The organism is Pseudomonas sp. MNR3A, assembly GCF_009650575.1.
GTDB lineage: Bacteria > Pseudomonadota > Gammaproteobacteria > Pseudomonadales > Pseudomonadaceae > Aquipseudomonas > Aquipseudomonas machongensis.
Genome location: NZ_VZZS01000008.1, coordinates 353,728 through 367,140 on the forward strand (window position 1 = coordinate 353,728; position 13,413 = coordinate 367,140).

At 59.9% G+C, this 13,413-nt stretch carries 12 protein-coding genes; 3 read left to right on the forward strand and 9 right to left on the reverse strand.

Annotated elements, in window-relative coordinates; all coding sequences use genetic code 11:
- Positions 1–5: 5 nt before the first annotated feature.
- The 7 genes from tssJ to tssB are packed head-to-tail and all read right to left on the reverse strand — an operon-like array spanning position 6 to position 6,518.
- Positions 6–800, reverse strand: coding sequence for a type VI secretion system lipoprotein TssJ (tssJ, locus tag F6X62_RS06895; RefSeq protein ID WP_153773050.1), 795 nt, complete (start codon positions 798–800; stop codon positions 6–8).
- Positions 797–1,354: an FHA domain-containing protein gene (locus F6X62_RS06900; protein WP_153773051.1), complete on the reverse strand. Its 558-nt coding sequence runs from the start codon at positions 1,352–1,354 to the stop codon at positions 797–799. The genes tssJ and F6X62_RS06900 overlap by 4 nt, the downstream gene beginning before the upstream one ends.
- Positions 1,351–2,367: a type VI secretion system baseplate subunit TssG gene (gene tssG / locus F6X62_RS06905; RefSeq protein WP_153773052.1), complete on the reverse strand. Its 1,017-nt coding sequence runs from the start codon at positions 2,365–2,367 to the stop codon at positions 1,351–1,353. The genes F6X62_RS06900 and tssG overlap by 4 nt, the downstream gene beginning before the upstream one ends.
- The gene (gene tssF, locus F6X62_RS06910) at positions 2,331–4,097 is read right to left on the reverse strand and encodes a type VI secretion system baseplate subunit TssF (protein ID WP_153773053.1); all 1,767 of its coding nucleotides are present in this window, start codon (positions 4,095–4,097) and stop codon (positions 2,331–2,333) included. The genes tssG and tssF overlap by 37 nt, the downstream gene beginning before the upstream one ends.
- 3 nt (positions 4,098–4,100) lie before the next feature.
- Positions 4,101–4,511, reverse strand: a complete 411-nt coding sequence (gene tssE, locus F6X62_RS06915; protein ID WP_153773054.1) for a type VI secretion system baseplate subunit TssE — start codon at positions 4,509–4,511, stop codon at positions 4,101–4,103.
- Positions 4,508–5,998: a type VI secretion system contractile sheath large subunit gene (gene tssC, locus F6X62_RS06920; protein ID WP_153773055.1), complete on the reverse strand. Its 1,491-nt coding sequence runs from the start codon at positions 5,996–5,998 to the stop codon at positions 4,508–4,510. The genes tssE and tssC overlap by 4 nt, the downstream gene beginning before the upstream one ends.
- Before the next feature lie 16 nt (positions 5,999–6,014).
- Complete coding sequence (gene tssB / locus F6X62_RS06925; RefSeq protein ID WP_153773056.1) at positions 6,015–6,518, reverse strand: type VI secretion system contractile sheath small subunit; 504 nt, start codon at positions 6,516–6,518, stop codon at positions 6,015–6,017.
- A gap of 360 nt (positions 6,519–6,878) precedes the next feature.
- On the opposite strand from tssB, the gene vasI reads away from it, so the two are divergent.
- The 3 genes from vasI to tssM are packed head-to-tail and all read left to right on the forward strand — an operon-like array spanning position 6,879 to position 12,513.
- Positions 6,879–7,454: a type VI secretion system-associated protein VasI gene (vasI, locus tag F6X62_RS06930; RefSeq protein ID WP_232233457.1), complete on the forward strand. Its 576-nt coding sequence runs from the start codon at positions 6,879–6,881 to the stop codon at positions 7,452–7,454.
- The gene (gene tssA / locus F6X62_RS06935; protein WP_153773058.1) at positions 7,442–8,905 is read left to right on the forward strand and encodes a type VI secretion system protein TssA; all 1,464 of its coding nucleotides are present in this window, start codon (positions 7,442–7,444) and stop codon (positions 8,903–8,905) included. Before vasI ends, tssA begins: the two co-directional genes overlap by 13 nt.
- Positions 8,905–12,513, forward strand: coding sequence for a type VI secretion system membrane subunit TssM (gene tssM / locus F6X62_RS06940; protein WP_153773059.1), 3,609 nt, complete (start codon positions 8,905–8,907; stop codon positions 12,511–12,513). Before tssA ends, tssM begins: the two co-directional genes overlap by 1 nt.
- Before the next feature lie 142 nt (positions 12,514–12,655).
- Here tssM and F6X62_RS06945 read toward each other — a convergent pair whose 3' ends face one another.
- Positions 12,656–12,877, reverse strand: a complete 222-nt coding sequence (locus F6X62_RS06945; protein ID WP_178117527.1) for a hypothetical protein — start codon at positions 12,875–12,877, stop codon at positions 12,656–12,658.
- 22 nt (positions 12,878–12,899) lie between these two features.
- A complete protein-coding gene (locus F6X62_RS06950) occupies positions 12,900–13,367 on the reverse strand; it encodes a hypothetical protein (RefSeq protein ID WP_256673957.1) in 468 nt (155 codons plus the stop codon).
- Positions 13,368–13,413 lie beyond the last annotated feature (46 nt).

The window sequence follows — 13,413 nt, forward strand, 5'->3', positions numbered from 1 at the left end:
TGGCATCAGTCTTCCTCCTTGAGCTGGACCTGTGTGTCGTTGAGCAACACCGACAGGATGACCTGGTGGCCGCGAGGGGGAATGCGCAGCACTTGGCTCCAGGTGGCGTTTTCCTGATTGCGGTAGTCGGCGATCACCGCGATGAAGCGGGTTTCGGGATCGATGGGCGCAAAGGGAATGAACTTGAACTGGCCAGGTCGCAGCAGGTAGTCGTCATCGCGGATGTAGGTGCTGCGCAATGCCTTGGGCGGGTCTTTGTCCAGCAGTTCGTAAACGCTGTTGCGCAGTAGCGAGTCATCACGCAGCTGCAGGATCTTGATCGCCATGGGCGTAGCGACAGGCTTGGCGGCCACGGTGGTGGTGTGGGGTAAGGTGAGGATCACGGTCGGGTCGTCATAGCTGCCGGGGGTGCTCTCTTCCATGGGCGAGCGCAGTAGGTCATCGTCCTCGTCCTCTGGCATCGCGACCGGCGACATGGCGGGGAACTGTTGCTGGAGGTATTCGAGCAGGGTCCCGACTTTTTCGGTCAAGGCGTAAGGGTCACCCGCGCTCAAGCTGACGGCGTAGGGGCTCGGTTCCAGGGCGCCAGGCTGCTCGACGGGTACTTCGACGCTGTGAGCGTTGCCGTTGAGCGTTGGGCTGGCGTTGATGCTGAACGCGACTTGGGTGGGGTGTTCCTTGGGCGGGCCGACGGGCACCGAGGGGTCCACGATGACTTGGCCGATCTTGCTCAGAGACGTGCAGCCTGAGAGTCCGATCACTGCCATCAGCACAGCGGCTGCGAATGAGTAACGGGTCATGGGTGTTTTCCTGCAATCAGGCTTTCCAACGGGTTCTGCTGCGCAGGTCCTGTCACAGTGTCCAGCGCCGCCAAGGGGTCGCTGCCAACCCCTGGTTCGAAGGCCGAGCAGATTTCAATGGCGGCCTCGCGCGTGGCGCAAACCGATTGCCAGCTCTGAGCGGGTACATCGAGCAGCCATTGATCAAGGGTTCTCTGCTCAGGGCTGAACAGATCCTCCAAAGAGCGCACATCCGTATGCGAAAGCTGAGCCAGCAGTCTGAGAGCGCCAATGCGCAGTCGGTCATCGTCGAGCAGTCGCCTGGCGGTGAGCGATTCCAGGCTGTCGAGACTGTCGTTCAGATAGGTGCGCTGACAGAGGTCGATGACACAGAAGCTGCCTTCGAGCCAGCGAATCTCGCAGTGGATTGGTGCGACGCTCCCTTCGCGATCATTGATCCGCCAGGTGGCCTCTGCGCTGCCGATGGTGCCGCCAGCGCAATCGAACTGGTGTCGAACCGTGACGTCGTGCGGCAACTGTTCAAGGTTGATGATGCTCAAGGTCAAGGTGCTCATGAGCGCCCCCGAAACCGCACAACCGGGGCGATCTGACCGTGGCGATCATCGACGAAACTGGTCCAGCCCAGGTAGGCGCCTTGGCTGGCGTGCAGGCAAAAGGGCGATAGGGCGTTCTGCTTGAGGCGCAGCTCCAGGTCGTAGGCCAGGCCGTCGCGCAGCAGGAAGTCGATCAGTGCACGCAGGCGATTGAAGTTGATGCCGCTGGGCAACAGGTCGCGCAGCTGATCCTGGTCGAGTTCACTGATCACGATGGTGAACTTGCTGCTGCGAGTACGCGTGCGGCTGCCGACCATAAAGGAGCTGCCGAGCTCGCCATTGCTGCGGCCCAGGCTCACCAGTTGCTGGGCCGTGGTGGGAACCAGGCGGGTTTCGAACTCGCGGATCTGCACCTGCTTGAGGTCGAAGCAGTGGGCGATGATGCCGGCGACGGTACCGGGCGCACGGCTGCGGCTGGCGATGACGCCGGCGAAGCTGAGCAGCCGGCTCCAGGGCAGCGCCGTGTCGCCGCGCAGTTGTTTGTCATTCAACCCGAGCAGGGCAAAGATGTACTGGGAGAAGCCATCGCTGGCACCCGGCTGGAAACGAATGTAATAGCGGTACTTGCGCCAGATGCGGTGCAGCAGGCTGAGCAGGTAGTGGTTGAAGAAATCGAAGAACGCAGGCCGCACACCGATGCCGTGCGCATGCTCATACGCCACTTGCTCCAGGTAGTAGGAGGGCAGGGGTGAGTCGGTGCCATGCAGCCCCATGAACGTGGTGCACACACGATAGCGGTCTGCTTCTCCAGGGATGCGTTCAGCTTTGTACACATCGGATAGCGGAAAGGTCAGCCGTGGATCACAACCCAGCCGCACACGTAGCCGAGTGGCTTCGTCCGGCCAACGCGGTTCCAGGTCATCCCCGTGCAGGCCATGCAGGCGCTCCAGCAGCTGGAAGAAGTTGTATTGGTGCGCATCGGCGAGCAACTTGTCGGCTAGATCAGCGGTTGCTTGCCGGTCTGGATTGGCCATGTGTAGTGCTCGTTGTTGGTGGTGTTGATCACTTCCAGTTGATGGAAGGAATTGATGCTGGCGTACAGGGCGAAGAAGTGCGCGAGCACGCAACCGAACAGATACAGGTCGCCCTCGCAGAGAAATGCCGCCTGATCCAGCTTCAGCCGTGTGCGTAGCCCTCGAATGGGTTGGCCCTTGATCAGCCAGTCCAGAGGTTGCGTCTGAACATCCCGGATCCCTTCGAGGCGCTTGTGGGTGGTGCGCGTCTGCTGCAGGTCGTGCAAGGCCACGAAGTCATAGGCGCGAATGACCGCTTTCAGCGGTTCGGATGAAAGCAGCGACAGGTAGTTGAGCGACATGTTGGAAATCAGAGCCCACTGCAGCTGGCCGTCCAGTACCGGTCGATAGGGGCGAGTGGGCACGCAGATATTGGTGTACGTCGCCAGCGGTGGTGTTGCTTCAGTGAGGGCATTGATGTCATCGATGCCTAGCGCCAGTGGCAGGTTGCGGTTGGTGCAAGTCAGGTCGATGGATGCAGTTTCCAGCTCACCGATGTAAGCGTTGGCATCCGCTCGCACGAAGGCGATGCGATGAGTCACGCCGTCGCCCAGCAGGGACTCTTCAAGTGTGTAGCGGTAGTACAGCGCTGTGCGCCCTTGAACATGCTCGATCTCGTGGGCGAACGACTCGAAGGGACGGAAGGTACGTAGGTGTTCGCCGGTACTTCCGTCGGTGGTCGTGCGAGTGCTGATCACCCGATCGACACTGAATATTTCATAGGCGTGCCGCTCTTCACCTCTGGGAATGAGATCAAAAGGGGCGTGCTGGTTGGATAGGTCGATAGGTTCGGCGCTGTGGCTGAACAGGTTTACAGCGGGGGTGCAGAATAGGCTGAAATCCCCTTTGCCGATGCGCAACGAGTCAGGTAGCTGGCGGGTGAAATGAAGTTCAAGGCCCACCTGCCGAGTGGCTTGATCGGGCCAGACCTTTTCCAGCCCGGTTATGCTGAAAAAGTGGAAGCGCTTGGGAAATACAAAGTACTCCTGCAAGATCCGATAGCCGTCGAAAACGTTCTGCGGGTAAGGCAGCAACCCTTCGTTTGAGCTGAAGCCTGGGAAGATGATGCTGCTGGCTGGCAGCCGACGGACCTCGCCATTGATCGTCACTGCGGCATGCTTGAGGTACTGCGCGATCCAGAGGTACAGCGTGCGGGCAGTTTCGGTGTCGCCGCTCAGGTGGAAGTCCAGGCTGTCGCAGCCGAGAGTACTCAACGGTCGCTCGACCAAGGTGCTTAGGTCGATGCGCACCACCGAACTGTCGAGCGTCTGGGTGGCGTTCACTGCTTCGATCTCGAAGGGATGGATGTCCACCGCCATGCAGGTGCGAAATTCGCAGGACACCCCATCCACAGCTCTGGAAAACAGCCGCGAGCTCCTCGGGATCCGCTGGGACTGACTCAGTGCCTGCTTGCGTGGCGTGAATTGGATGATCGTGGCGCTCGGCAGCGGCCGCAGGTAATTGGGCCACAGCAGTTGCAGCATGGGGTGCGTCAGTTCAGGGAGGTCGTCTTCCAGCTTGAGCCGCAGCTTGGCGGTGAGGAAGGCAAAGGCCTCCATCAAACGCTCGACATCCGGGTCGCTACCACCCTTGCCGAGCAGTCGGGCAAGCTGTGGGTTGTCTTCGGCGAAGTCGTTCCCCAGCTCATGCAGGTAACGCAGCTCTTCGCTGAATCTTTCCTTGAGCGACATAGGTCACCTCACTCGGGTGTGGCGGTTATGGCCGTTGACCAGCAGTTCCAGTTGCAGCTGTTCCGTGTGGTTGTTGACCTGCACGTGACAGTCCAGCCTGAAATGCAGCTCCAGCGGGGCGTGACAATCGGGCACGGCTTTGAGCGAGCGCACTTGCACGCGTGGCTCGAAGCGCTGGATGGTGCGGCGGATGTCTGCGCTCACTTGCTGCAGCAGGTCGCCACTACTTGCGTCGTGCCCATTGAAGTCACGCAGGCCCAGCTCAGGGCTGCTCTGTGAGCAACCCTGGCGAGCGTTGAGCAGTGTTTCCAAGTGACGCTTGATGGCCGCGAACTTCTGGGTCGCGTTTTCTTGCCTGGAGGGCTTGCGGTTTGCGAGCTGATCGGCCACCAGTCGGTCAAAAAATCCGCTCATTGGGTATCAAGCCGTCCGACCAGGGAGATTTCGAAGTTCGCCCCCATGTACTTGAAGTGCGGGCGCACGGCGAGCGACACCTGGTACCAACCCGGATCACCGGGGACGTCCGATACCTCGACTCTAGCGGCTCGCAGAGGCCGACGGCTGCGCACATCGGCCGAGGGATTCTCCTGGTCGGCGACGTACTGCTTGATCCACTTGTTGAGCTCGGACTCAAGGTCACGGCGCTCCTTCCAGCTACCGATCTGCTCGCGCTGCAATACTTTGATGTAATGGGCCAGGCGGTTGACGATGAACAGATAGGGCAGTTGGGTACCGAGCTTGTAGTTGGTCTGCGCTTGCTGCCCTTCCGGGGTCTTGGGGAAGTTCTTCGGCTTTTGTACCGAGTTGGCGGAGAAGAATGCTGCGTTGTCGCTGTCCTTGCGCATGGTCAAGGCGATGAAGCCTTCTTCGGCCAGCTCGAACTCCTTGCGGTCGGAAATCAGCACTTCGGTGGGGATCTTGGCCTGCAGTTGGCCCAGGGACTCGTACAGGTGCACCGGCAGGTCCTCGACGGCGCCGCCCGACTGCGGGCCGATGATGTTCGGGCACCAGCGGTAGCGGGCAAAGCTGTCGTTGATGCAACTGGCCAGTAGGAACGCCGAATTGCCCCACAGGTAGTTGTCGTGCTTCCCGTCGATATTCTCGTGGTAGTGATAGCTCTGGACGGGGTTTTCCTGCGGATGATAGGCCGAGCGGAGCATGAAGCGCGGACCGGTCAGCGCCGTGTGGCGGGCATCTTCGCTTTCACGGAACGCACGCCACTTGGCATGCCGCGGGCCGGCGAAAATGTCCTTGATCTCTTTCAGGTTGGGTAGCTCTTCGAAGCTGCTCAGGTTGAAGAAGTCGGGGGACGGGGCTGCGAGGAAAGGGGCGTGCGACATGGCACCGACGGAGGCCATGTAGCTCAGCAGTTTGATATCGGGGGAAGAGGGGCCGAAGTTGTAGTTGCCCACCATCGCTGCAACCGGCTCGCCGCCAAACTGACCGTAACCCGCGGTGTAAACGTGTTTGTACATTCCGCTGCAGGTGATATCGGCAGCATTCTCGAAATCATCGAGCAAGTCTTCCTTGCTGACATGCAGGACTTCGAGCTTGATGTTCTCGCGGAAGTCTGTGCGATCAACCAGAAGTTTGAGGCTGCGCCACGAAGACTCAAGTTGCTGGAATTCAGGCTGGTGCAGGATCGCATCCATCTGTTTGCTGAGTACCCGATCCACTTCGGCAATCATCTGATCGACACGGTGTTTGTTGATTAATTGATCTGGGTCATTGCTTTTAAGGATTTCAGCAATAAAAGCCGAGACCCCTTGTTTGGCGACTTGATAACCCTCTTGTGCCGGAACCAGTTGAGTCTCTGCCATGATCTGGTCGAGCAAACTGGCTGTGCCCAATGTGTCGATAGTTGCCTCAACGGTCACGGTAGTACTGTTTTGCTTAGGCATGGGACGCTCCGCTGTCTCAGTCTTCTTTTGGTGCTTCGAGCACCAGATCCAGTTCCTGGGCGAGCTGCTTTCGGGCGTGCTCGTTGCTCAGCAGGTGCTGTAGTTGCTTGCGAAACGCAGGCACATTGCCCAACGGCCCTTTGAGGGCAACCAAGGCTTCGCGCAGCTCCAGCAGCTTGTTCAGCTCCGGTACCTGGCGGGCGATCCGGTCTGGCCCGAAGTCGTTGATCGACCGAAACTGCAACTGCACGGCGAGCTCTGTGCCTGGTGCTGCGTTGAGCATGGAAGGTACGGACATGCCCAGGCTTACGTCGGCGTCGTTCAGCACGTTGTTGAAGGTGTGTTTATGGATGCGCATGACTGGACGGTCTTCCAGCGCACGGTTGTCATCCAAGCCGAAATCGCCCATGACCAACATCTTGTGGGGAAGCTCTATTTCGGCCTGTTCATCTCCAGTGGCCGGAACATATTTGATATTTATACGTTCCTTGGGCGCGACTGAACCAATATTTTTAGCCATATGATCTGTCCTTAGTCTGTAGGAAGTTTCCGTGATTACTGAAATTTCCTACATTGTCTTGTGGGAAAGTTCTTTCTGGAATGCGCGGATTTTTACTGTGTTGTTAGGAGGGGATTCCATCTATAAAAACCTTGCATCGCATGGAGTTATTTGGTCGAGCGAGAATTTGTAACATAATATTTGTTTGTTATTTGTCGTGCTTATGGCCTACGATTTCGCCAGTTTCCAGGTGGGTTTAAATATTGAGTTGTGCGTAAGCCTGGTTTTGGATAATTAAGAATCTAGCGCGAGAAGTTGCTTGCAGTGATTAACCGGATTACATGCGGTGTAGGAGTATTCCTGCTGTTTGGTTGTATGCCGATGGACGCATACGCTGATCAAGATTGCCCGCGGATCGTGTCTAACCTCGAGCGCCTGGCATGCTTTGACAAGTCCGCCGGAACACCGCCTCGCGTTGAGCCGGTGGAGTGGTCCGCGCCAGAGCAGGACTCACCCACGGTACGCCGCGTGTTGACTCACGAAGCAAGCCGGCCGCCAGAGGACCTGACGTTTCGCCTCAACGCTCAAGCGGAGGGCTTGCTGATTTCCGCGCCCGCCATCGCATCGGCAACGCCGGCTCCGTACCTGGTCATCAGCTGTGTGCAGAACATCTCCAGGTTGCAGTTGGTGCTCGGCCGCCCTGTCGATGTGGGACGGGTGAACGTGCGGTTGCAGGGTGAGCAGCGCGCGACCCAAGCGACGCCATGGCAGGTGATGGAAAACGGTCAGGTACTCGACGCTGGTCGAGGTTTACCGGGAATCGAGCAGATCAAGCAACTGATCGGCGCTCACCGCATCCACGTCCAGAGCGACAACCCGGCCGTCGATGGCTTGATCTTTGACGCCCAGGGACTTGACCCGCTCATCAATGAGGCGCGCAAGACATGTCGCTGGTAGCACAGGTTTCGGCTGAAGAGATCGCCCGGCTGCTTGCGCCGATCGACCCACAGACACCCGCTGGCCTGTTTGATGTGGAGGACGAGACGTACCAGGCCATAGACCAGGAGATGGTCAAGCTGGGTGGGCTGCAGGAAACCTCGATCGACTGGGTCTACATCGAAGAGGCGTCCCGGCAGTACCTGAGCGAGCAGTGCAAGCACTTGCGGATCGTTGCCCACCTGAGTGCGGCATGGCTGCGCAATGGTTGCTGGGAGCGCTGGGGGTTCACCTTGGCATTGTTGGCGGGCGTTGTTGAGCGCTATTGGGAAACCGCTCATCCAAAGCCCGGCCCCAAGGGCTACCTGGGCAAGCGCAAGTTGGTCGGGATGATGGTCACCCGCTTGATCGAGGCGCTGCCGCAGCTGGACCGCTTTACCTACAACGCCTCTCATGCCGCAATGGCTGAGGACGGATTGAAGCGTCTGCAGCAGCAACAACACACCGCGCTGCTGGATGCCGCTGCTCTGGACGAGCTCGAGTGCTTGTTACGCAAACACCTGGAGCTGGCCATCGGGGCTGGCGAGCCTATCGCGCCTGCGGCTTCTACACCCAGCACCAAACCTGCATCCCTGGCGCAAGTCATCGCCACGCCAGTGCCGCGGGTGTCGCTGGGCAATGAGCGAGAAACGCGGCGTGCGGTATTGAGCATGGCCGAGCTCATCAATCAACAGGACCCCTATGACCCTACCGGCTACCAGTTACGCAGATTCGGCCTGTGGGCACACATTCAGGTTGCGCCGCAGACCAGGCAGGGCAATCGGACGGAGCTGATGGCCGTTCCGCAGGATATCGCCGGTGATTATGAAGAGGCTATCGCGGGTACGACGATTGACGCGGCGTTGCTGCAGCGGATCGAAAAGAGCGTAACGGCTTGCCCTTACTGGATTCGCGGCAGCTTCCTCGCGGCAACTGCCGCAACCCGGTTGGCCATGGGCGAAGTGGCGGAGGCCATTCGCGCTGCCACCGCACGGTTCGTGCTGCGCATGCCAGCGTTGCAGCAATTGTGCTTCAGCGACGGCCGGGTATTCGTGGATGACCAATGCCTGGCCTGGCTCAAGGGCTCCCAGGGGCAATCCGATCAGGACGCCGGCGCGCAGGAGTTTGCAAGCCTGCGCGAAGAGTTGACCGGCCAACTGGAAACCGCTGGCGTCGAACCGGTTCTGCTCAGACTGCAGGGAATGCAGGCGGATTTGCGAACGCCTCGGGAGCGCTGCCATACCACGGTGATCGCTGCTGACTTGCTGGCGGCGCGGGGAGTGTCCTGGCTGGCGCAGGACCTGTGCGCAAGCGTTGCCCGGACGATGCAGCACACCACCGCCAGCGCCTGGGAGCCAGAGGTCTTTCAGCGGCTTCAGCAGTATGCCGCCCCCCAGTTGCTGGTTGAACGGAGCAAGGAGCAGGAGTCTTGATGAAGCAATTATGGACGCAACTCAAAGGCTGGGGCTTGCCGCTGGTAACGCGTATTGGTCTGGCGATGCCGTTGCTGCTTGCGCTGGGTGCTGTGCTGATGCTCGTTACCATCTGGTGGCTCGGTCCGCAATGGACGTGGCGTGAACAGCAACCGTTGGCCAGTGTGGCTCATCGAGGGCTGGCAAGCCTGGTGCTTGTGCTGGTGCCACTGCTGTGCTGGCTGGTTGTGCTGCGCGGGCGTAATCGCCGCCTGCAGGCAGAGCGCAATCAGGCTGTGGCCGCGGAGCTGGATCAAACGTTGCCGTTCGTTCAAGCGCAAGAGAAGGCATTGGACCAAGGGCTTTCGCGATTTCTGCACAATGCCGGTGGGCGACGCGCCTTGTACCGATTGCCCTGGTACCTGGTGGTGGGTGACCAGCACGCGGGTAAAACCAGCTTCATCGACCGTACCGAACAGAGTTTCTCTCTGACTCGCATCGACAAGGCGCAGGCGCGTGGCCGACAAGTGCAAGCGCTGGCGTACCCGATCGGTTGGTGGGTGAGCAACGATGCGGTGATCATTGATCCGCCGGGCGCCTTCATCAGTCAAGAGTCGCGATCGGTTTCGCCGGGCGAAGCGGCAGAGGCACCGGCAGTACCGCCTGGTACCCCGGCCAGGTTGTGGCAGCACCTATTGGGTTGGCTGGTACGCAACCGCAGCCAGAGAGCTCTCAACGGCGTGGTGCTGGTTGTCGACCTGCCTGCGCTACTGCACGGCACGCCAGAGCAGCGCGTTGCACTGGCACATGTCTTGCGCACCCGCTTGTATGAGTTGAGTAGCCAATTGGGCTCGCGCCTGCCGCTGTATGTGGTGCTGAGCAAGTTCGATCTGTTGGATGGTTTTGACCAGCTTTACGCAGGGGTTCCCGCTGCCTCCCGGGAAAAGATGCTGGGCTTCACCTTCAAGCTCGATGCGGCTACGACCTTCGACGCCTGGTTGGACGAGTATGGCGACTACTACGATCAATTGATCAGCCAATTGTTCGAGCAGGTGGTGGATCGCCTCGATACGTTGGGCGGCGCGTCACTGCGCGCGCGTCTGTTCTCATTGCACGCTCAGTTGGTCGGGCTGCGTCCCATACTGCTGGGCTTCCTGAAAGAAACGCTGGCAAGCGATCGCTTCACCACGCCGGCCCTGGTGCGCGGCGTGTACTGGTCTTCGGTCGTACAACAAGGCGACATGCTCAATGCGTTCGTTCGTGAGGCGGCACAGCCCTACAAAACGACGCCTCCGCTACTTGAAGGCAAGACCCAGGGCAAGGCGCTGGCCTATTTCATCCAGCACGCGTTCAGGCGGGTCATCTATCAGGAGGCCGGGCTTGCCGGCGACAACATCAGAGTGGCGCGCGGCAAGCGGCAGTTGCTCTGGGTTGGAACGGGTGTCGGTGCACTGGCTGTTTTCGTCTCAATAGCCAGCTGGCAACGCTACTTCGATATCAATGGCGCCAAGGCTGCCAACGTGCTCGCCAAAAGCCAGGAATACAGTCATCACCAAGTGGATCAGCGCCTGGATCCGACCGGGCGCAACCTATTGGAACCGCTGGACCAGATTCGCGACGCTGTGTCGGTGTTTGGCGACTATCGTGCCGCGTGGCCGGGTGTGGCTGATCTAGGTTTGTATCAGGGACGTGCTATCGGACCCCGCGTCGATGAGGCCTACCTCAGTTTGCTCTCGAAACGTTTTCTGCCGGCCTTGGCCAGTGGGGTAATTGAGGCCATGGATGCAGCGTCCCCAGGCAGTGAGCAGCAAATGGCAGCGCTCAGGGTTTACCGGATGCTAGAGGACCGGCGCAATCGCCGACCCGAATGGGTCGAGGACTGGATGGCCCGCCAGTGGCAGCAAAAGTTTCCCGGCCAAGGGCAACTGCAACGTGACCTTATGCGGCACCTGAAGTACGCCATGGCCTATGCCGATACCGAACTGCCGCAGTACAAACAGCGTATCGCCGAGGTGCAGCAGACCTTGCGCAGGGTGCCACTGCCAGAGCGAGTCTATGCGAGCCTCAAGCAGCAGGCAGGGGAGCAGTTGCATGCAGGTCTGGACCTGCGTCATCAGGTTGGGCCAGCGTTCGATGTGGTGTATCAGCCCGCTGTCGGTGCCAGGCAGGGTGAAGGGCTGTTGCTGGCACCAATGCTTACCGCCAAGGGCTTCAAGGAATACTTCGAGCCGCGCAGCCAGCGCTTCGCCGAATTGGCGATGGTCGACGAATGGGCGCTGGGTGAGCGCGGCCAGCTTGATTACTCGGATGCCGACCGAGAGGCGCTGGGAGAAAGGCTGCGCAGCTTGTACAGCGCTGATTTCATCGACAGTTGGCGGCGGGCCTTGAATGCCTTCTCGGTGGCTGACTTCCGCGATCTGGATCATGGGGTTGAGGTGCTGCAGCAGTTCATCGGTCCAGCCGCACCCCTGCATCGACTGTTGGAGACTGTAAAGGACAACACTTCGCTTTCAGCCGCTGTGGGCATTGAGATCTCTGAGGATGCTGAGGCGTTGCGGCCGAGAGTCGGCAAACCAGAGCAACAACAGGCGTGGGCAATCCAGCGTACTTTTGCAGGGCTGAGCACCCTGCTGCGGGCATCGGGCGATAAGCCCAGCTACTACGATGAAACCCTGGGCGCCATTGCGGCTGTCCATGACTATGCCAAGGCGGTGCAGGACAGTCCGGACAGAGGTAAGGCTGCACTTCGGGCCGTGCATCAACGTTTCGCAATGACAGGGCAAGATCCAATCAGCACCTTGCAACGAGTCGCCACCGGCTTGCCCGAGCCGATCAACCACCAGGTCAGGAAAGTGGCCGATCAAACGGCACAGGTGCTGAACGTCGAAGCGCTGCGCGAACTGGAGCGGCGCTGGGATGCCGAGGTGTATAGCTTCTTCCAGCAGCGTCTGGCCGGACGCTATCCCTTCGTGGTACGAGCGCCCGATGCTTCCCTGGACGACTTCGAAGCGTTCTTCGGACCGAAGGGGCGGCTGCAGCAGTTCAATGATCAATATCTCAAGGTCTTCCTGAAGGATAACCTCGAAGCCTTGCAGGCCGGCGAGCAAGGGCACCCGCTGATTCGCAGCGACGTGATTGAACAGCTGGAGTTGGCAGATCGCATCCGTGAAACCTTCTTCGATCAGCGCGGCAACCTGAGCGTGCAGTTCAGCATCGAGCCGCTGGGGCTCAGCGCCAACCAGCGCACCAGTCTGCTGGATCTTGATGGGCAGCTTATTTCATACACCCATGGTCCACGCCAGATCACCGGTATCGTCTGGCCCAACACCTTGGGGCAGCACGTGCGTAGCAACCTGACTTTGCTCAGACAGAACGGCAATAGCAGTAGTTTGGAATACCGCGGCCCCTGGTCGATGTTTCGTTTGCTCAGCCGCGGATCGCTCAATGGGCGCACGGCGACCAGTGTGGACCTGAGCTTCAGGACCGGCGATGGCGTGATGCGTTATCGGCTAAGCGCTGAGAAGGCTTTCAATCCCATTACTCAACAGCCGTTCAAAGGTTTCCGGCTGCCGCGTGGACTGTTGCAGCAATCGCCCAGGTTGGCGCCAACCACGCAGGCTGGCCTATAAGCGATGTAAGGGACTCGCTCATGCAAATGCATGAGCGAGTGAGACCTTTGAAATGCTGTGCGCAGGCCATAGGACAGCTGGAAAGGGGCATGTACAAGGTGCGTAAGGACAGGTCGGGATATCCGGTGTGCTCATCAAGCAGCTACCCATGGAAATGCGGTAGTACGAAGGTTCCCAACTCCTCCAGTGTCTCGTCCAGCGGGCGGCAGGCGTGGCGCAAATGCAGACCAATATGCGCCACGCCTGCCGCGCGCATGGCCTCGAGTTCGGCAATCAACCCCTTGCGCCCGACCTTGCAGCCGAAGCGGTGGCGCTCCAGCCGCGCCTCGGGATTCTCATCCAGGTCCAGGTGAATGAACGACACGTATGGCTTGTCTCCCGCCACCTCACGCCACACTGCAGCGCGATGCATGTGTTCGGTCGGGGTGCCAGGGTAGGCCAGCCAGCCGTCCAAGTGCTCGCCGACCCAAGCGGGGCTCTGTTGCGCCAGGCCTGCCATCAGTAGCGGGAAAGACCGCTGCGGCCTTGGTAGCACTTCGACGCCACTGGTCGCTGGCGGTCGGCAGGCCCAGTGCATCGCCGTAGATCATGGTCGGACAGAACGCGATGGCCCGGATGCCCAGCTCCACGTCGGCATTGCGCACGCGTTGGTTGATCGCGACACGGTCGCGACGAATGTCCATCGGCTCGAACGGCGTCTCGTCGGTGAAGATCGCCTCCCGTTCATAGGCACCCCACGCGTCGTCGCCGACCACGCTGGAGCCGGAGGTGTGGATGAACGCTTTACCACTGCCGCGCAGGGCGTTGATGAAGGTCTCGACGCTGGCAAGGTGGTCCGAGTCGGCGGTGTGCACCAAAAATCATGTGTCCAAGACAGCCGGGACTCGACGCTCAGAAATA

Bases quoted from the DNA above. Each gene is read 5' to 3' on its own strand.
- tssJ (WP_153773050.1), bottom strand. From the start codon at position 800: ATGACCCGTTACTCATTCGCAGCCGCTGTGCTGATGGCAGTGATCGGA.
- F6X62_RS06900 (WP_153773051.1), bottom strand. From the start codon at position 1,354: ATGAGCACCTTGACCTTGAGCATCATCAACCTTGAACAGTTGCCGCAC.
- tssG (WP_153773052.1), bottom strand. From the start codon at position 2,367: ATGGCCAATCCAGACCGGCAAGCAACCGCTGATCTAGCCGACAAGTTG.
- tssF (WP_153773053.1), bottom strand. From the start codon at position 4,097: ATGTCGCTCAAGGAAAGATTCAGCGAAGAGCTGCGTTACCTGCATGAG.
- tssE (WP_153773054.1), bottom strand. From the start codon at position 4,511: ATGAGCGGATTTTTTGACCGACTGGTGGCCGATCAGCTCGCAAACCGC.
- tssC (WP_153773055.1), bottom strand. From the start codon at position 5,998: ATGCCTAAGCAAAACAGTACTACCGTGACCGTTGAGGCAACTATCGAC.
- tssB (WP_153773056.1), bottom strand. From the start codon at position 6,518: ATGGCTAAAAATATTGGTTCAGTCGCGCCCAAGGAACGTATAAATATC.
- vasI (WP_232233457.1), top strand. From the start codon at position 6,879: ATGGACGCATACGCTGATCAAGATTGCCCGCGGATCGTGTCTAACCTC.
- tssA (WP_153773058.1), top strand. From the start codon at position 7,442: ATGTCGCTGGTAGCACAGGTTTCGGCTGAAGAGATCGCCCGGCTGCTT.
- tssM (WP_153773059.1), top strand. From the start codon at position 8,905: ATGAAGCAATTATGGACGCAACTCAAAGGCTGGGGCTTGCCGCTGGTA.